14 protein-coding genes and 4 tRNA genes are annotated in these 16,916 nt (G+C 69.5%); 14 read left to right on the forward strand and 4 right to left on the reverse strand.

From position 1 onward, the window contains the following. The first annotated feature begins 5 nt into the window (after positions 1 to 5). From AB0367_RS22390 to AB0367_RS22450, 13 genes are all read left to right on the forward strand, one after another. A complete protein-coding gene (locus tag AB0367_RS22390; protein ID WP_366228299.1) occupies positions 6 to 887 on the forward strand; it encodes a MerR family transcriptional regulator in 882 nt (293 codons plus the stop codon). A gap of 134 nt (positions 888 to 1,021) precedes the next feature. Next, positions 1,022 to 1,987 carry a polysaccharide deacetylase family protein gene (locus AB0367_RS22395; protein WP_366228300.1) on the forward strand — a complete coding sequence of 322 codons (966 nt, stop codon included), beginning with the start codon at positions 1,022 to 1,024 and terminating at the stop codon, positions 1,985 to 1,987. A 144-nt stretch (positions 1,988 to 2,131) separates the two neighbouring features. Next, positions 2,132 to 2,204: transfer RNA gene (locus tag AB0367_RS22400), tRNA-Glu, on the forward strand. A 21-nt stretch (positions 2,205 to 2,225) separates the two neighbouring features. Continuing rightward, a tRNA-Asp gene (locus AB0367_RS22405) sits at positions 2,226 to 2,299 on the forward strand. 24 nt (positions 2,300 to 2,323) lie between these two features. Further along, positions 2,324 to 2,397: transfer RNA gene (locus AB0367_RS22410), tRNA-Phe, on the forward strand. Between the two features lie 200 nt (positions 2,398 to 2,597). Further along, positions 2,598 to 2,903, forward strand: coding sequence for a hypothetical protein (locus AB0367_RS22415; RefSeq protein WP_366228301.1), 306 nt, complete (start codon positions 2,598 to 2,600; stop codon positions 2,901 to 2,903). Next, positions 2,834 to 3,178, forward strand: a complete 345-nt coding sequence (locus AB0367_RS22420; protein WP_366228302.1) for an NUDIX hydrolase — start codon at positions 2,834 to 2,836, stop codon at positions 3,176 to 3,178. Before AB0367_RS22415 ends, AB0367_RS22420 begins: the two co-directional genes overlap by 70 nt. Before the next feature lie 264 nt (positions 3,179 to 3,442). Continuing rightward, a tRNA-OTHER gene (locus tag AB0367_RS22425) sits at positions 3,443 to 3,510 on the forward strand. Positions 3,511 to 3,741: 231 nt separating this feature from the next. Then, on the forward strand, positions 3,742 to 4,059 hold the full coding sequence (locus AB0367_RS22430; protein WP_366228303.1) for a helix-turn-helix transcriptional regulator: 318 nt from the start codon (positions 3,742 to 3,744) through the stop codon (positions 4,057 to 4,059). An 828-nt stretch (positions 4,060 to 4,887) separates the two neighbouring features. Next, the gene (locus AB0367_RS22435; protein ID WP_366228304.1) at positions 4,888 to 5,166 is read left to right on the forward strand and encodes a DUF1778 domain-containing protein; all 279 of its coding nucleotides are present in this window, start codon (positions 4,888 to 4,890) and stop codon (positions 5,164 to 5,166) included. Between the two features lie 19 nt (positions 5,167 to 5,185). Further along, positions 5,186 to 5,989 (forward strand): NAD(P)H-binding protein, encoded by an 804-nt coding sequence (locus AB0367_RS22440; RefSeq protein WP_366228305.1) that lies wholly within the window; start codon positions 5,186 to 5,188, stop codon positions 5,987 to 5,989. A 37-nt stretch (positions 5,990 to 6,026) separates the two neighbouring features. Continuing rightward, on the forward strand, positions 6,027 to 8,522 hold the full coding sequence (valS, locus tag AB0367_RS22445; protein WP_366228306.1) for a valine--tRNA ligase: 2,496 nt from the start codon (positions 6,027 to 6,029) through the stop codon (positions 8,520 to 8,522). Beyond that, entirely contained in the window at positions 8,519 to 9,337 is an 819-nt protein-coding gene (locus AB0367_RS22450) for a TrmH family RNA methyltransferase (RefSeq protein WP_366228307.1), read from the forward strand. Before valS ends, AB0367_RS22450 begins: the two co-directional genes overlap by 4 nt. 32 nt (positions 9,338 to 9,369) lie before the next feature. On the opposite strand, the gene AB0367_RS22455 is transcribed toward AB0367_RS22450, so the two are convergent. Then, positions 9,370 to 11,073: a VWA domain-containing protein gene (locus tag AB0367_RS22455; protein WP_366228308.1), complete on the reverse strand. Its 1,704-nt coding sequence runs from the start codon at positions 11,071 to 11,073 to the stop codon at positions 9,370 to 9,372. A 223-nt stretch (positions 11,074 to 11,296) separates the two neighbouring features. Then, positions 11,297 to 12,118, reverse strand: coding sequence for an endonuclease/exonuclease/phosphatase family protein (locus tag AB0367_RS22460; protein ID WP_366228309.1), 822 nt, complete (start codon positions 12,116 to 12,118; stop codon positions 11,297 to 11,299). 187 nt (positions 12,119 to 12,305) lie between these two features. On the opposite strand from AB0367_RS22460, the gene fabG reads away from it, so the two are divergent. Beyond that, entirely contained in the window at positions 12,306 to 13,070 is a 765-nt protein-coding gene (fabG, locus tag AB0367_RS22465) for a 3-oxoacyl-ACP reductase FabG (protein ID WP_366228310.1), read from the forward strand. 20 nt (positions 13,071 to 13,090) lie between these two features. On the opposite strand, the gene AB0367_RS22470 is transcribed toward fabG, so the two are convergent. Next, positions 13,091 to 13,546, reverse strand: a complete 456-nt coding sequence (locus AB0367_RS22470) for a MaoC family dehydratase (RefSeq protein WP_366228311.1) — start codon at positions 13,544 to 13,546, stop codon at positions 13,091 to 13,093. A gap of 79 nt (positions 13,547 to 13,625) precedes the next feature. After that, positions 13,626 to 16,793, reverse strand: a complete 3,168-nt coding sequence (locus AB0367_RS22475) for a S8 family serine peptidase (RefSeq protein WP_366228312.1) — start codon at positions 16,791 to 16,793, stop codon at positions 13,626 to 13,628. Between the last annotated feature and the right edge of the window lie 123 nt (positions 16,794 to 16,916).

Here is a 16,916-nt window from a genome sequence, read left to right on the forward strand (position 1 = left end):
GAACGATGAGTCCCGCCGCCGCGTACTCGGCCGGTGCGGTGGCACGCCGCCTCGGGGTCGCCGTCACGACCCTGCGCACGTGGCACCAGCGGTACGGGATGGGCCCGTCGCTGCACGAGCCGGGGCATCATCGGCGGTACACCGAGCAGGACATCCAACGGCTCGAGCTCATGCAGCGGCTCATCGTCGAGGGTCTGGCCCCCGGCGACGCCGCGCGCTGGGCGCGCAAGCGCACCCTGGCCGGCGGCGCCGCGACCGCGGGCGGGGAGGCCACCGGGGACACGACGGCGGCCGTGCGCGGCCTGAGCCGGGCGGCGCTGCGGCTCGACGCGCCCGCCGTACGGCAGCGCATCGCCGATGCGGTCCGGGAGCTCGGTGTGGTCGCGGCCTGGGACGGCGTGCTGCGGCCGGTCCTCGTCGCCATCGGCGAGCGGTACGCCGCGACCGGCGCCCTCGTCGAGGTCGAGCACCTCGTCTCCGGCTGCGTCTCCGCCGTCTTCGGCGCCGTGCCGCGCCCGCCCGCCGGCACGCCGGTCCGGATCCTGCTCGCCTGCGCCGACGAGGAGCAGCACAGCCTGCCGATCGAGGCACTGGCGGCCGCGCTCGCGGCGGCCGGGGTGCCGGCGCGCTCGCTCGGCGCCAGGGTCCCGTCCGAGGCGTTGCTGGCCACCGTGCGGCGCACCGGGCCGGCCGGGGTCCTCGTGTGGTCGCACCACCGGTCGACCGCCGCCCCGGCGCAGCTGGAGGCCGTGCTCGCCGAGCGTGCGCGGCCCGTCGTGCTCGCCGCGGGCGGGCCGGGCTGGGATCGGCCGTCCGTACCATCGGGGGTCATCTTTCCGGAGAATCTCGCAGAGGCGATGGTGATTCTCACATCGGCACTCACCTAGTTACCTGTGTAGAGATCCTCGCCGCGGTACTCCCGTGTTCGTGCCATGGGCTGAACGCGGGAGGTTGAGTGGGCCCCGGAATCGCTAACGTGTTGTTTTGTCGGAGATCCCTCAAAACCCCCTCGGAGCCCTTCATGTCACGCACCCGACTCGCGGTAGGAGCAGTGATCACCGCCGCAGTCCTGGCCCTCGCCGGCTGTGCCTCGACCACTCCCTCCGCCTCCCCGTGGCACGCGTCCGGCTCCGGGTCGGCCCCGGGTGCCCAGCAGAGCGGCGAGCCGATCAGCCACCCGATCGCCGGCCCCGGCGGCTTGTCCGGCAACTCGGACTCGGCGAAGCCCGCGGCGTCCACGTCGCTCTCCGCCTCCGCCTCTGTCTCTGCTTCCACCTCCACCTCCACCTCCGCCTCCGCCTCCGCCTCCGCCTCCGCCTCCGCCTCCGCCTCCGCTCCAGCCTCGGCGCCGCCCTCCGCCTCGACCTCCTCGGCCCCGCCCGGGGACGGCATCGTGCGCACCACCGGATCGGCGGCGGTCGCGCTGACCTTCGACGACGGTCCCGGCCCCCAGACCCCGAAGCTCCTCGAGATGCTGCGGGCGCAGGGCATCAAGGCCACGTTCTGCGTCATCGGCGTCAACGTGCAGGAGTACCCGCAGTACGTGCAGCAGATCGTCCGAGACGGCCACACGCTGTGCAACCACACCTGGAAGCACGACGAAGGCCTCGGCAAGAAGTCCGCCGACACGATCCGAGCCGACCTGCAGAGGACCAACGACGAGATCCACAAGGCCGTCCCGAACGCGCCGATCAAGTACTTCCGCCACCCGGCCGGCAACTTCACCCCGCTCGCCGTGCAGATAGCCACCGAGCTGGGCATGGAGTCCCTCGGCTGGAGCGTCGACCCGTCGGACTGGAACATCAAGAAGTGGTCCGGCCAGCAGATGACCAACCACATCATCGCCAACGTGAGGAACAACACGAAGCCCGGCGCGATCGTCCTCTCCCACGACGGCGGCGGTGACCGAAGCAGCACGATCGCCGCCTACAAGACCCTCCTGCCGGAGCTGAAGGCCAAGTTCACGCTTGTCGCGATGCCGCTCTGACCAGCCAGGACTCTCCAGCCAAGCCACTGACGGATACTCATTTGGAGAACGCGCGTGGGGTCACGTATGCTCTGAAAGCCTCCGGCGGGGCCGGATGGGAGCAACAACCGTAAGACTCGCAGAGTATGCGATGATTGCGGGGCCGCCCTCATCGTCTAGCGGCCCAGGACGCCGCCCTTTCAAGGCGGTAGCACGGGTTCGAATCCCGTTGGGGGCACGGTAACACGGCAAGTAGCTAGGTCCTGTGGAGCAGTTGGAGTGCTCGCCGCCCTGTCAAGGCGGAGGTCGCGGGTTCAAGTCCCGTCAGGACCGCAAGGCCCACTCGTGGGTCACTCTGGGCAGGTAGCTCAGTCGGTACGAGCGTCCGCCTGAAAAGCGGAAGGTCGGCGGTTCGACCCCGCCCCTGCCCACAAAGCTCTTCGCCGGGCTTTACAGACCCCGACCAGCGGAAACGCGGTCGGGGTCTTTGTTTGTCCGGCCGACTTGCGAAGATCAAGATGCAGCAGCGACAGGCCGTCAGGCAGCGGACGGTCGACGGGTACTGCTGCAACCGCCCTAGACGGCAGCGGCGATACGGATCGCTTTGAGCGCTGGATGGAAGACTGGGCCGATGCAGGCGACGACCAGGCTCTTCGACGAGATCTACGCGCTCATCGACACGTTGCAGCCGTTCGACGACCTTGAGGCTCGCCACCGTTCGGAGTGCCTTGCGTGGCTGCGCGAGACCGACGACGTGTTCCGCCGCGCGAAGCCGCGGACCCCCTCGCCACACCTGGTCGCTTACTTTCTCCTGCGCGACGGCCAGGATGGAAGCGTCCTCCTGGTCGACCACATCAAAGCCGGCCTGTGGCTACCCACACCGGCGGTCATGTCGAGCCCGGCGAGCACCCGGTACAGACCGTGCGGCGCGAAGTAATGGAGGAGCTTGGCGTCCCGGCCGTGTTCCTCCCCGAACTTGGTGAACGTCCCCTGTTCCTCACTGTCACGGAGACTGTCGGCACGTTGGAGCAACGGCACACCGATGTGAGCCTGTGGTTCGCTCTGACCAGCAGCCGCGATCAGGTGTTCACTCCCGATCCGGACGAGTTCCGTGGGATCCGATGGTGGACTCCCCAGGAAGTCAGCGACGCTGATCCGAAGACGCTTGATCCTCACATGGGGCGCATGATCGCCAAGCTCGCCACACTTTGATCGAAGGTACGCGAGGCAGAGTCCATGCTGTCATGGGCAGTCCCGAGTTACGGCCGTCCGGCCTGGCTGTCAACGATCATCATGCCCTGAGGGGGACCACAAAGGCGCTGGCAGCAGGGAGCCCACGGAACCGACCAAACTAGTGCGTTTGCCAAAAGTCGACCGTGCCGCGGAGAACTTCGCACCTGTAGCAACGCGTGTAGCAATGGCCCGTACGACGGCAGCCGATCATGGTCGGCTGAGCACGGCCAGCAGCGCAACGTAGGCCCAGCACCGGGGCTCCGCTACACCTGAAAAGCGGAAGGTCGGCGGTTCGACCCCGCCCCTGCCCACAAGCCCTTCGCCGGGCTTACGAGACCCCGACCAGCGGAAACGTGGTCGGGGTTTCTTGCTTTGCCAGGAATCTTGGTCTCTAGTTCTGTAGCCACAGATGATCCATCTGACGGCGGACGGTCGGGCGGGTCGACTTGGAAGTATAGGAATTGCTAGGAAGCCATCCCGCTTGCCGAGCAACGCTACGAGATCTACTTGAAAGAACGAGCGCAGGAGGAAGGTGACAAGCGATGAGCAGTTACGTGCGCTGGAGTGACATTCGGGCCGAACATGTTGAACGGGCCGGCGGCGAGGAAGCGGTCGCGGCCGGCAAGCAGGAACTCCTCGCGGCCGTCCTCGGCCATCGGCTGGCCGAGGTGCGCAAACAGCGTGGCCTGACCCAACAGGAGGTCGCCGACCGCATGGGCGTCACCAAGGGTCGTGTGTCCCAGATCGAACAGGGCCAAGTGTCGGGCCAGGACGTGGTCGCCCGTTTCGCGGCGGCGCTCGGTGGGCGCCTCCATCAGGCGATCTACTTCGACGATGGTGATATCGCAGCTATCGCCTGACGACATCCGGATGTAGCAACGCGTGTAGCAACGGCCGCGTACAACCGCAGCCACCGCCGACCCATGCCGGACCAGACCGCAGCGCCGCACACCGCTGAACGCCGACAACCGGACCCGGATGCAGGTACGTTGCTGCACGGCTCTGAGTGGCACGCTGCGCCCCTTCCAGCCCTCCGTATACCCATCCCACCCGCTGGGGAAGGGGCCGGCGGTGGGGCTTCCTTCGTGAGTACGGACCGCGACGGCGGCCGGTGCTTGCCGTGACGCTGAGCGAGCGCAGCACGCCGAACAGCAGCGCCACCTTACGCGCAGGCCTCGCCATTCCGTCCGGATCGCGTCGAGTTCCGCTGCCGCACACGAGTTGCACCGCGTAGCCGCGCGAGACCCCTGGCCGGACGCGCCGTCCGCATCCGGATCGACGCGCGCGACCTGATGCGTCGCTGCGCCGTTGGGCTACCGCTGTTGCACGTGAAACGACGCGGATCGTGAGCGGACCCTTGAACTGCTGGAGTTGCTATCTGACCAGCGCTAATGCCGGTCGCAGGGTCTTTCCTTCCGGATCGTAGATCGTCAGGGTGACGCCGATGTCCGCGTGACCCACGATGTGCTGCGGTGTGACGTCCTAGTCGTCGGCGTCACGGCGTGCCCTCGACCGGCTGTACCGTGCGGCGGACCGTGGTCGTCTCGGCGTCGGGGCCGACGTCGGACCGTTGGAGCCGGGCCGAGGTGGAGTGCCAGCACGTGCAGTGCCCGGATCTGGTCCTTCTGGTCGGCGTTGTAGAAGTTGCCGTACAAGTGCCCTGCAATTGGTAACAACGGAGGCTCACCATGAACGCTCGAACACCCCGCGCAGCGAAGACTGAACGTATCGAACTTCGCGCCGATCCTGCGAGTGCAGCGAACATCGCCCTGGCTGCCGACATCCAGCATCTGTCCGTCTCCGCCTTCATCCTGCAGGCGGCACCGGCAGAAGCGGATCGCGTGCGTACTCAAACGGAGCACACGGTCATGCCGGCAGAACTGTTTGACGATCTGATCAACTCGCTGGATCGCCCGGACGAGGCGCTTAACCTTGCTCGTGCGGCGGCGCGGTGGAGGAGGGCCTGAACGCGCGCATACTGGCGGCATGATCGCCGTTACGGGAGCGTCCGGCCAGGTTGGTGGGCGTGTTGCTCGGTTGCTCAGCGTCCCGCACACGCTGGTGGTCCGCGATCCGGCGAAGGTCCCAGTATCAGACAAATCAGTGAGAGTCGCGGAATATCGCGACACAGCCGCGATGACCGAGGCGTTGCGCGGGGTCGAGACCGTCTTTCTCGTGTCGGCGCGGGAGTCTGCCGAGCGGCTGGCCGAGCATCGCAGCGCGGTCGACGCGGCCGTCGCCGCGGGCGTTGAGCGGATCGTGTACCTCTCGTTCTTCGGTGCCGCACCCGACTGCACCTTCACCTTCGGGCGCGACCACTGGCACACCGAGCAGTTCATCCGCGCCACCGGGCGGCGCTTCACGTTTCTGCGCGACAACATGTACCTCGAAATGATCCCGCGCCTGGCCGGAGCCGACGGCGTGATCCGCGGGCCGGCCGGCGACGGGCGGGTCGCGGCCGTGAGCTACGGCGACATCGCCGCCGCGGCGGTGGCCGTGCTGACCGGCGGGGCGGAGCACGACGGCCGCACGTACGACCTGACCGGGCCAGAGGCGTTCACCCTGTACGAGGCGGCGGCGGAGCTGGGCCTGCGGTACGCGCCGGAGACCGTCAAGGAGGCGTACGCCTCCCGCGCGAAGTACGGCGCGTCCGCGTTCGAGGTGGCCGGCTGGGTCACGTCGTACGAGGCGATCGCCGCCGGTGAGCTCGCCGGGGTCACGGGCGACGTGGAGCGGCTGACCGGACGTAAGCCCCGGTCGCTGCGGGACATGATCGCCGATGGGAATTGAGAGGTGACCGCGGCGCGCCGGTCATAGCATGAGGCGCATGCCTGAAGCCGACCGCATTCCGCAGCGCCCCAGTCTCGACGGACTCGAGGAGAAGTGGGCGCGCGTATGGGAGGTAGACGGCACGTATCGTTTCGACCGTGACGCCGCCCGTGCGGACGTGTTCGCGATCGACACGCCGCCGCCGACGGTGAGCGGCGCTTTGCACATCGGCCACGTGTTCTCCTACACGCAGACCGACATCGTCGCGCGGTACCAGCGGATGCGTGGCAAAACCGTGTTCTATCCGATGGGCTGGGACGACAACGGCCTGCCGACCGAGCGCCGCGTGCAGCTGACGTTCGGCGTGCAGTGCGACCCGACCTTGCCGTACGACCCGGAATTCACGCCACCGGAGCGCCCTGGGAAGGATCGGGTGCTCGTCAGCCGGCGCAACTTCGTGGAGCTCTGCCAGCGCCAGACCGAGATCGACGAGCAGGCGTACGAGCGGCTCTGGCGCCACGTCGGGCTGAGCGTGGACTGGTCGCTGTTGTACACCACCATCGGTGACCGCGCCCGGGCCACCGCGCAGCGCGGGTTTCTCAACAGCCTGGCGCGCGGCGAGGCGTATCCGCTCGACGGCCCGACGCTGTGGGACGTGTCGTTCGGCACGGCGGTCGCGCAGGCCGAGCTCGAGGACCGCGAGCGCCCCGGCGCCTACCACCGGGTCAAGTTCGGCGAGTTCTTCGTGGAGACGACCCGGCCCGAGCTGCTGCCGGCCTGCGTGGCGCTGGTCGCGCACCCCGACGACGAGCGGTTCCGGCCGCACTTCGGCACCTCCGTCCGGACGCCATTGTTCAATGTGGAGGTTCCGGTGCTGGCCCATCACCTGGCCGACCCGGAGAAGGGCAGCGGGCTGGTGATGGTGTGCACGTTCGGCGACCTCACCGACGTGACCTGGTGGCGGGAGCTGGGCCTGCCGACCCGCACCGTGATGCAGCGCAACGGGCGGCTCGGGCCGCAGGCGCCGGAGGGCGTGGACGAGGACGACTACGCACCGGTGGCGGGGCTGAGCGTCAACCAGGCGCGGGAGAAGATCGTGGCGCTGCTGCGGGCCTCCGGCGAGCTCGACGGCGAGCCCCGGCCGATCACGCACGCGGTGAAGTTCTACGAGAAGGGCGACCGGCCGGTCGAGATCGTGGCGACCCGCCAGTGGTACATCCGTAATGGCGCCCGCACGCCGCAGCTGCGCGAGGCACTGCTGGCGCGCGGTCGCGAGCTGGAGTGGACGCCGCCGCACATGCGCGCCCGCTACGAGCACTGGGTCGAGGGGCTCACCGGCGACTGGGTGATCAGCCGCCAGCGGTTCTTCGGCGTGCCGATCCCGCTGTGGTACCGCCTGGACGCCGACGCCAACCCGATCTATGACGACCCGATCGTGCCGGAGTCGCTGCCGATGGACCCGAGCAGCGACACGCCGCCCGGGTTCGAGGAGATCGACCGCGGGCGGCCGGGCGGCTTCGTCGGCGACCCGGATGTGATGGACACCTGGGCGACGTCCTCGCTGACGCCACAGATCGCCGGCAACTGGCTCGACGACCCAGCGCTGTTCGACCTGGTGTTCCCCATGGACATGCGGCCGCAGGCGCACGAGATCATCCGCACTTGGCTGTTCACCACCGTGCTGCGCGCGCACCTCGAGCACGGGGTGCTGCCGTGGCGGCACGCGGCGATCGCCGGGTGGATCCTCGACCCCGACCGCAAGAAGCTGTCGAAGTCCAAGGACAACGCGAAGGACTCGCCGGAGGAGTTGCTGGAGCGTTTCGGCGCCGACGCGATCCGCTACTGGTCCGGCAGCGCCCGCCGCGGCGTGGACACGGCGCTGGACCCCAACCAGATGAAGGTCGGCCGGCGCCTGGCGGTGAAGCTGCTCAACGCGAGCCGGTTCGTGCTCGGCTTCGGCGGCGCGCCCGACCCGGCCGAGGTGAGCGAGCCGGTCGACCTGGCCCTGCTGGCCGCGCTGTCCGGGGTGGTCGCCGAGGCCACGGCGGCGTTCGAGGAGTTCGACTACGCCCGCGCGCTGGAGGTCACCGAGCAGTTCTTCTGGACCTTCTGCGACGACTACGTGGAGCTGGTGAAGGCGCGCGCCTACGGCGAGGCCGCGCCGTCCGCAGTGGACTCCGCCCGCGCGGCGCTGGCCGTGGCGCTGTCGACGGTGCAGCGGCTGTTCGCGCCGTTCCTGCCGTACGTCGCCGAGGAGGTCTGGTCCTGGTGGCAGGACGGCTCAGTGCACCGCGCGCCATGGCCGCAGGCCCTGCCTGAGCCGCTGCCCGCCGCCGAGGTGGCGCCGCTGCGGCTGGCCACGGAGGTGCTCGGCGCGATCCGGCGGGCCAAGTCGGCGGCGCAGCAGTCGATGCGCGCCGAGGTGGCTCGGCTGGAGGTGGCCGGGCCGGTCACGGTCCTGGAGGGGTTGCGCGCCGACCTCACCGCCGCCGGAAACGTGCGCGCCTGGGCCATCGTCGAGGCGCGGGAGCTGTCGGCTACCGTCACCTTGTGATCGAACCGCAGGCCATCCCGGCGATCGGGGTGCAGCACCCCGCGGTGCGGCAGGTGCAGCACATCCAGAACAACACCGCACCCAACCGCTACAAGCTCTTCGTCGCCGAGGGGCTGTGGGCGCACAACATGCTGCTGGAGTCCGGCGCGCCGATCGACACGTTCTTCTGGTGCCCGGAGGCGATCTACGCCGACGAGGCGCACAAGCGGGCCGAGGAGATCGCGGAGCGGGCCGAGCGCACGTTCCGCATCTCCCTGCGCACGCTGGAGAAGATCTCCGAGCGGGACAAGCCCGACGGCCTGCTGTCGCTGGCCGCGCTGCCCCGGTGGGAGCCGCAGGACCTGCGCTTCGGGCGCACGGCGCTGGTGCTGGTCGCCGACGGCCTGGAGATCCCCGGGAACCTCGGCACGCTGATCCGCTCGCTGGACGCCTGCGGCGCGGACTGCCTGGTGCTGACCAACCGCAAGACCCGGCTCACCCACCCGAAGGTGATCCGGGCGAGCCAGGGCACGATCCTCACGGTACCGACGCTGGAGTTCGAAACGGTCGGCGAGGCCGTGGCGTGGCTGGAGTCCCAGCGCTTTACCGTCCTGCTCGCGGACACCGACGAGGCGATCAACTACCGCCAGGCCGACTACGCCGGGCGCACGGCGCTCGTCGTGGGCAGCGAGCGGTACGGCATCGCCAAGGACTGGTACGGCCACGGATACCAGCGGGTCGCCGTCCCCATGCTCGGGTCCGGCGACTCGCTCAACGTGTCGGTCTCCGCGTCGGTCCTGCTCTACGAGGCCCGGGCGCGGAAGTCGCGCTGGTAGCCACGCGCCACGCCACCACGTGGCCGGGCACGCTACTTCGGCTGGGTGCCCTGCGAACGCAGCGCGATGGCCTGCAGGAAGATGTCGCCGATCTTCGCCGGGTCGGGCGCGACGAAGGTGCCGCCGCCGACCGCGTCGGTGATCTGGCGCATCTGTGCCTCGCCGACCTTGTCACCGATGCCGATCAGGATCACCTGGATCGGCTTGGCCGGGTCGGCGGTCTTCTTGAGCTCGGCGATGAGCTGCTCCAGCGACAGGCCGCCGGCGGGGTCGTCGTTCTCGCCGTCGGTCATGACGATGATCGAGTTGACCCGGCCGCTCTCGTATCCCTCCTGCACCGCCTTGTAAGCGGCCAGGATGGTGTCGTAGAGCGCGGTGTCGCCGTTGCGCTTCGGCTGGATCGTGGCCAGGGCCTGCAGGCACTGGGTGCGCTGGCCGGCCAGCGGGCCGATCGGCACGACCTGCTTGTAGTCCTTGTTGCCGTCCAGGAGCGTGGAGAACACCCACAAGCCCAGCGCCCACGAGTCGTCGAAGAGGCTCATGCCCTTGCGCGCGGCCTCCAGCGTCACCTGCATGCGGGTGGCGCCACCGGCGGTGGGCACCGGCTCCAGCATCGAGCCGGAGACGTCGATCACGGCGAGCATGCGGGCCGGCAGCGTGATCGCCTGCCACTTCGTCAGCAGGCCCTCGACCGCGGCGGCGTCGGGCAACTGGGTCGTGGCTGGCGTGGCCAGCGCGGCGGGCGCGTTGGCCGGGGTCTGGAAGCCCTTGCCGGCCGAGCCGTCCGCACCGCGCAGTCCGACCGCGCCGAGCTTGTCCCGGAAGCCCTGCGAGTCGAGGGACTTGAGCAGCTCGTTGGCGATGCTGGCCTTGTCGTTGCTGAGCACCGCGTATGGATAGTCCAGTGCCGGCGCCGCGGGCTCGGCGTAGAGCGCGGCGAGCCGGACCGGTGGCTGCTGGCCGTTGTACTGGATGACCGCCTGCTCCGACAGCGGCGCCACGCTCAGGCCGCTGCTCAGCGTCGTCGCGTCGCTGCCGCGCGGGAACTTCTGCATCAGGTCGGCGCGCAGCGAGGAGCGCCCGGCGGCCAAGGCCCGCAGGGCGGCGGTGGCGACCTGGGTGGCCTGGGTGGCGTCACCACCGCCGGCGGCCTGCGCGGCGGCGGCGAGCGTGAGCAGGCCCCCGAGGCCGGTGGCGTCGCGGCTCGGCTCGACGATGCCGACCCTGACCTTCTGGTCGGCGGCGACCTTGCCGATCAGGTCGGGGTACGTGATCTGCTTCTGCGGCCAGCCGAACGTGGTCGCGATCGGCTCGGGCATGGCCAGCACGAGGGGGCTTCGGGCGATCGACTTGGCGTCGGCCGGCACGCTCTGCGCGCCGGCCGCGTGCAGGCGCTGCAGCCACAGCGAGGAGTCGGCGACCCAGACGTCGGGGACGCGGGTCTTGCCGTTGGCCTGCCCGACGCCGGTGAGGGTCTTGTTGGTCTTGCCGGCCAGGGCCGCGGCGACGTCGGCCGGGTCCTCGTCGAAGACCTCGATGTCGACGCAGTTGTGGTCGCGCCTGGCCTGCCTCGACCACTCGGTCGCCTGATCCTTCAGCGCGGGCACGATGTCGGCCGGTGCGCCGATGCTCAGCTTGGCGGCGTTGCCGCACGACGGCTGGGAGTACTTACGAAACGCGTACCAGCTACCGGCGAGGACGACGAGCACGGCGACGGTGGCGGCGCCCAGCTTCAAGGCTCCGCCGGATGACCCCGCTGCGCGGTGGCGACCCTTCACGGCTCATATCCTCCGGACCGGCGGCCTCTGTGGCCTTGCGCCTTCGGTTGAAAAATCACTGACGGTACGCATCCCAACAAACGAACGCTCAATCTACAAGGCGGCGAAGGATCGTAGCCAAGCGAGTACGGTTCGCAATCGGCACCGGACAAACGGCTGTAACCCGGCATTCCACGCCGTCTTAAATCTGCCCTAATCGATCAGGGGGGCGCGGGGTGGATCGCGCAACCGTCACCACGAGTGGTCGATGGTCGGAGAACGGCAACTCGGGGCTGGCCACGTCGACGACCCGCGGCAGGCGCTCGAAGCCACGCCGGTCGGCTAGGACGTGGTCGAACTGCACCCGCGGCGCGTGGGCGGGGTAGGTCGGTACGCCGGCCAGCCGATGCCAGCCGGAGAACAGCCGCGGCAGCCCGCCGGGCAGGTTGAGGTCGGCGAGCAGGACGCGCGGGGCGGGCATGGCGCGCAGCGCCCGGAGGACCAGCCGCAACTGCCGCACGTTCCAGCCGGGCACGAACGACAGGTGGGTAGTGGCGATCGTCATGCGCCCGATCGGCGTCTCGACCACGGCGGCGACGAGCACCCGGGGCTCGTCGTCGAGCAGCCGCAACCTCCCCCGCCGCGGCCCCTGAATCATGATCGGAGCGCGCAGCGGCGCCGCGGGCAGGCGGGTGACCCGCCACTGCGTCACCGGGTATCGGCTGACCAGCGCGACGCCGTAGTGCGGATCGAGGCCCTCGCCGTCGGCGTCGGTCGCGACGCGGAAACCTTCGCCGGGCGTGCCGACGACCGCTGGCACGAACAGCATCTCCGCGGCGCCGAGCGCGTCGGCGGCGATGCGGGCCAGGTCGGCGTGGCCACTGCGCGGCTGGCCGCGGTCGACCTCCTGCAGGCCGAGCACGTCGGCGTCCAGACCGGCGACCGCCGCCCCGACCCGCTCGGAGTCGACCAGGCCGTCGGTGAGCGAGCGTCCGTGCATCAGGTTGAACGTGCCCAGCCGCATAGGCTCATTCTCGTCGCTTGATCTTGGTTACCGCGGTCTGCGCGGCGATCTCGGCCTCGTCCACGGGCCGTTCGCCATCGTGCAAAACAGAATAAAACGGATATTGGTCAGAATATGGCGACATGAACAAGGTGCACTCGTGGTGCATGCTTTCCGGAACCGTGTCTCACGCGCGAGGATCGGAGCCGTGACGAATACTGACTTGAACCGCGTGGCCATTGTGACCGGCGCGGCTCGCGGCATCGGGGCCGCGACCGCCATCCGCCTCGCCGCCGACGGGCACGCCGTCGCCGTGCTCGACCTCGACGAGAGCGCCTGCGCGGACACCGTCGAGCGGATCACCGCCGACGGCGGCCGGGCGCTCGCCGTGGGCGCCGACGTCGCCGACGGCGAGCAGGTGACCGCCGCCGTCGAGCGGGTCGCCGCCGAGCTCGGGCCGCCGGTCGTGCTGGTCAACAACGCCGGGGTGATCCGGGACAACCTGCTGTTCAAGATGACCGACGCCGACTGGGACACGGTCATCGGCGTGCACCTGCGCGGGGCGTTCCTGATGAGCCGGGCCGCCCAGGTGCACATGACCGCCGCGAAGTTCGGGCGGATCGTGAACCTGTCCTCGTCCTCGGCGCTGGGCAACCGCGGCCAGGCGAACTACTCGGCGGCCAAGGCCGGCCTGCAGGGCTTCACCAAGACGCTCGCGATCGAGCTCGGGCCCTTCGGCGTGACGGCCAACGCGGTCGCGCCCGGGTTGATCGCCACGGACATGACCGCGGCGACTGCGGCACGCCTGAAGCTCGACTTCGAGACGTTCCAGAAGAACGCCGCGGAGCAGATCCCGGTGCGCCGCGTGGGCCGGCCCGACGACGTCGCGCACACGATCTCGTTCCTGGTCAGCGACGGCGCCGGCTTCGTGTCCGGCCAGGTCATATACGTGGCCGGCGGGCCGCTCGATTAGCAGCCGACGAGGAGGGAAGCTCAGATCAGCAGGCGGGTGAGCGGCTCGGCGACGCAGACCGGCTTGTCGTGGCCCTCGCGCTCGATGGTGGCGCGGTTCTTCAGCTGCACCCAGCCCTCACCCAGGTCGTCGGCGGCGAGGACCTCGACGCCCACGCGCACCTTCGAGCCGGTCGGCAGAGGCGCGGGAAAGCGGACCTTTTCCAGGCCGTAGTTGATGCCCATCCGGACGCCTTCCACGCGGTACACCTGCGAAACCAGCGTGGGCAGGAGCGACAGCGTCAGGTAGCCGTGCGCGATCGTCGTGCCGAACGGCCCGGTCTTGGCTCGCTCGGGGTCCACGTGGATCCACTGGTGGTCGCCGGTCGCCTCGGCGAAGAGGTCGACGCGCTCCTGCGTGACCTCCCGCCAGTCGCTGTAGCCGAGGTGCTCACCGACCGCGGCCAGCAGTTCTGCGGCGCTGCCAAACGTCCTCATGATTCGATCCTCGGGGCGGCCGGCCCCCGGTGCAAGGGGCCGGCCGCGTTTGCGAGGAACGCGAGGGTGAAGCGCCCGATCAGGTGCCGGTGCGGTTGATCCGCCCGGTCACGGTGACCGTGCTCTTCACGACCGTCGTGCCCGGAACCGCCGGGGTGACGACGGAGGTGGTGACCTCGCCGGGGCCCGGGACCAGGCCCCGGAGGGTGAACGTGTAGGACGTCGACGCGCCGGGCACCGGATCGGTGCTGACGACGCGCAGGTCCTCGGTCGGCAGCGTGTTCACCGGCAGACCCTGCCCGCCGGTGCCGTTGATGTTCTCGGCGCCGACCACCAGGTCCTGCCCGGCGGGCAGGGTGGTGATGGTGTCCGGGTCGTAGGCGAACACGATGTCCTGCACCCCGTTGACGCCGAGCCAGACTTGGAACGACCGCTTCGTCGACGTGCCGAAGTCGTTGACCCGCCACTCGACGACGACCCAGGTGTCGACCCCGTCGGTCAGGGTCGCGACGAAGAGGCCGGGCATGCCGGTGCCGTTCAGGTCGGTCCAGAACGGTGCCAGCACGTTGTTCGGCTTCGCCGGGTCGGGGATCGGGGTGATGTTGCAGCAGTTGTTGTTCTCGTTGCTGTGGTCACTGCCGGGATAGAGGTACCCGTTCGAGTCGACCGTCAGCGAGTTGTACGTGATGCCGTTGTAGACGAACCCTGGCACGTTGAAACTCGTCAGGTCCTCGTCGCCGATGGCGACCGGGGTGATGCCGAACAGGTCGAGCGGGATGTACCCGGCGATCGTGCCCGGCGTCAGCGACGGTGTGCCGGGGACCGCCCCGGCCAGCGCCGCACCCTTCTTCTCCGCCTTGAACGGGTTGACGACCGTGGCCCCGTTCGCCCCGACGATCATCGCGTTGAGCGGCGCCGTCGTGGTGAAGTCGGCCTTGGTGTCGTTGAAGGTCTCGTTCGTCGCGGTGACCGTGCAGGTGCCGGTCGCGAGCTGCGCGATCGACGGCGTGCAGTCCTGGGTGACCGTCACGTCGCCCTGCTTCGGCACGAACGCCACCGGCAGGTGCAGCGTCGGGACGCCACCGGCCACGGGGACCAGCCGGACCTCGCCGAAGTACTGGCCCGTGGGCGCGGTCGACTTGATCGTGATGCCGAACTGCTCCGTCTTGCCGGGCTTGACGGTGAGGATCGCCGGCGACGCCGTGATGGAGGCGCCGGCGGGCGACGTCGTCTCGACGCGGTAGACCAGCGTCTTGTTCGTGACGTTCTTCGCCGTCCGCACCGCGGTGAGCTTGCCCGGCATGACGGGCGCGTTCACCGAGGGCAGGTTGATCTGTACCGCGTTGACCGGGTCGTTGCCGAGGGCGTACATCCGGTCGGCCGACTCGTCGAACGTGAGGCCCGGGTTCGCGGCCAGGTTGACCTGGACGCGGCCGGAGCCGAGGTCGAACGGGTCGGCGGGGGTGACCCCGTCGTCCTTGACCACCTTGGTGGTCGCGGTCGTCATCAGCGCCGACTTGATCTGACCCGGAGTGAAGTCCGGGTGCAGCGCCTTCTCCAGCAGCGCGGAGCCGGCGATGTGCGGCGAGGACATCGACGTGCCGGCGATGGCCTGGAAGTACTGGCCGGCCGGGCCGCTGCTCGGCTCGTCCGGCGTCGGGGTCTGCCCGGCGAGGATCTGCGCGCCGGGCGCGGTGATGTCGGGCTTGATGAAGTTGCCGCCCGGCCCGCGCGACGAGAAGTTCGTCATCACGTCGCCAGTGCCCAGGACCTTCTCGCCCTGCGTGAACTTCGCGGTCACGTTGGGGTGGGCCGCGACGTACGCCAGGAACGACGCCCCGTCGGCCAGGTGCACCGCCGGCAGCCAGTGGTTGTCGCTGAGCGCGTCGGCCTTGGGGTTGTTGTAGAGGATCATGCCGGCCGCGCCGCCCTGCAGGACGTTGAAGCCCTTGACGACCCGGCCCGGGCTGCGCTGGCACGCCACGATCTTGCCGGCGAACGTGCCCGGCACGGCCGGGTGCGTGCAGGTGGCATCGCTGTACGGCGCCGCCGAGGCCAGGACGACCGGCAGCGGGCTGCTGATGCCCTGCGTGATCGAGACGCCCGTGAGGGTCGCCGCCGTGCCGTCGGACGAGCCGAGGGTCAGCGTGGACTGGAACGAGCGCTTCTGAGTGGACGCCGCGACGGTGGTGACCCACGGCGAGAGGTGGTCGGACGTGCCGGCCCCCGGGCCCGAGTTGCCGGCCGAGGCGGCGACGAAGACGCCGGCCTTGTAGGCGTCGAAGAACGCCAGCTCAACGATGTCGGTGTACGGGCTCGACCCGCCCGAAATCGAGAAGTTGATGACGTTCACGCCGTCCTTGACCGCCTGGGCGATCGCGGCGGCGGAGTCGGTGCCGTAGCAGCCGGTGGCGCCACAGACCTTGTACACCGAGACCCACGCGCCGGGCGCGATGCCGTTGACCGGCCCACGCTCGATGTTGAAGATCTTCGCCGAGGAGACCAGGTCACCGGCCGCCGTCGACGCGGTGTGGGTGCCGTGGCCGTCGGAGTCCCGGGCGGTGTACCCGTAGCGCTCGATCGGCTGGAGTGCGTTGTACGTGTCCAGGAAGCCCTTGCCGCCGATGACCTTGCGGTTGCAGACGAACGGGTCGTTCGCCGGGGTCAGCGGGTTGTCGCCGAAGTCGCAGGCACGGGGGGTGCCGTCGGCCTTGGCGGGCGGTGCGCCCAGGTTGCCGTTGTCGGCGAAGGACGGGTGCTCGGGCCAGACGCCGCTGTCCAGCGTCCCGAAGATCACGCCCTTGCCGGCGTTGGGTGCGCCGCCGAGCTTCGGGTAGACCTGGTCGGCGCCGATGAACGCCGGCGTCGAGTCGGTCTGCAGTGCGCGCAGCGTGTCGGACTGGACCGCCACGACATTGTTGAGCGCCAGGATCGTGCTGACCTTGTTGGCCGGCACCGTCAGCGCGATACCGCCATAGACGGTGCGCAGCCGCTGGCCGACCCGGGCGTCCGGAACCTGCTTCTTGAGTTCCGCGAGGAACTTGTCCTCGATTCCGGTGATCCGGTTTTCGTAGCGCTTTTCGTCGGCGCTTCCCGAAAGCGCCTTCCCCGTTACGGATGGACTGGTCGCCGCATATCCGGCGATTTCACCGGAATAAGTGGCGGTCGAGTCGTAGTCGAGCTTGACCGCGATCGCCACCCTGGTGGTGTCGCTGCGGTTGAGCAGGGACGGGTCGGTCTTTGCCATGCGGCTCGTGGGCGATTTCGCCGCCGAGGTCTGCTTGGCCGCCTTGAGGCCTTGTACCAGAGACAAGTTGCCTGCCGGGATCGGTGCTGCCGCGCTCGGGCCTCCCGAGGCGATCACGAGCAA

Source organism: Dactylosporangium sp. NPDC051484 (genome assembly GCF_040689395.1).
GTDB lineage: Bacteria > Actinomycetota > Actinomycetes > Mycobacteriales > Micromonosporaceae > Dactylosporangium.

What these genes read in the sequence shown, in the direction of transcription:
- AB0367_RS22475 (WP_366228312.1), bottom strand. Translation starts at nt 16,793, where the DNA reads ATGGCAAAGACCGACCCGTCCCTGCTCAACCGCAGCGACACCACCAGG.
- AB0367_RS22460 (WP_366228309.1), bottom strand. Translation starts at nt 12,118, where the DNA reads ATGCGGCTGGGCACGTTCAACCTGATGCACGGACGCTCGCTCACCGAC.
- AB0367_RS22390 (WP_366228299.1), top strand. Translation starts at nt 6, where the DNA reads ATGAGTCCCGCCGCCGCGTACTCGGCCGGTGCGGTGGCACGCCGCCTC.
- AB0367_RS22440 (WP_366228305.1), top strand. Translation starts at nt 5,186, where the DNA reads ATGATCGCCGTTACGGGAGCGTCCGGCCAGGTTGGTGGGCGTGTTGCT.
- AB0367_RS22395 (WP_366228300.1), top strand. Translation starts at nt 1,022, where the DNA reads ATGTCACGCACCCGACTCGCGGTAGGAGCAGTGATCACCGCCGCAGTC.
- AB0367_RS22470 (WP_366228311.1), bottom strand. Translation starts at nt 13,546, where the DNA reads ATGAGGACGTTTGGCAGCGCCGCAGAACTGCTGGCCGCGGTCGGTGAG.
- AB0367_RS22415 (WP_366228301.1), top strand. Translation starts at nt 2,598, where the DNA reads ATGCAGGCGACGACCAGGCTCTTCGACGAGATCTACGCGCTCATCGAC.
- AB0367_RS22430 (WP_366228303.1), top strand. Translation starts at nt 3,742, where the DNA reads ATGAGCAGTTACGTGCGCTGGAGTGACATTCGGGCCGAACATGTTGAA.
- AB0367_RS22435 (WP_366228304.1), top strand. Translation starts at nt 4,888, where the DNA reads ATGAACGCTCGAACACCCCGCGCAGCGAAGACTGAACGTATCGAACTT.
- valS (WP_366228306.1), top strand. Translation starts at nt 6,027, where the DNA reads ATGCCTGAAGCCGACCGCATTCCGCAGCGCCCCAGTCTCGACGGACTC.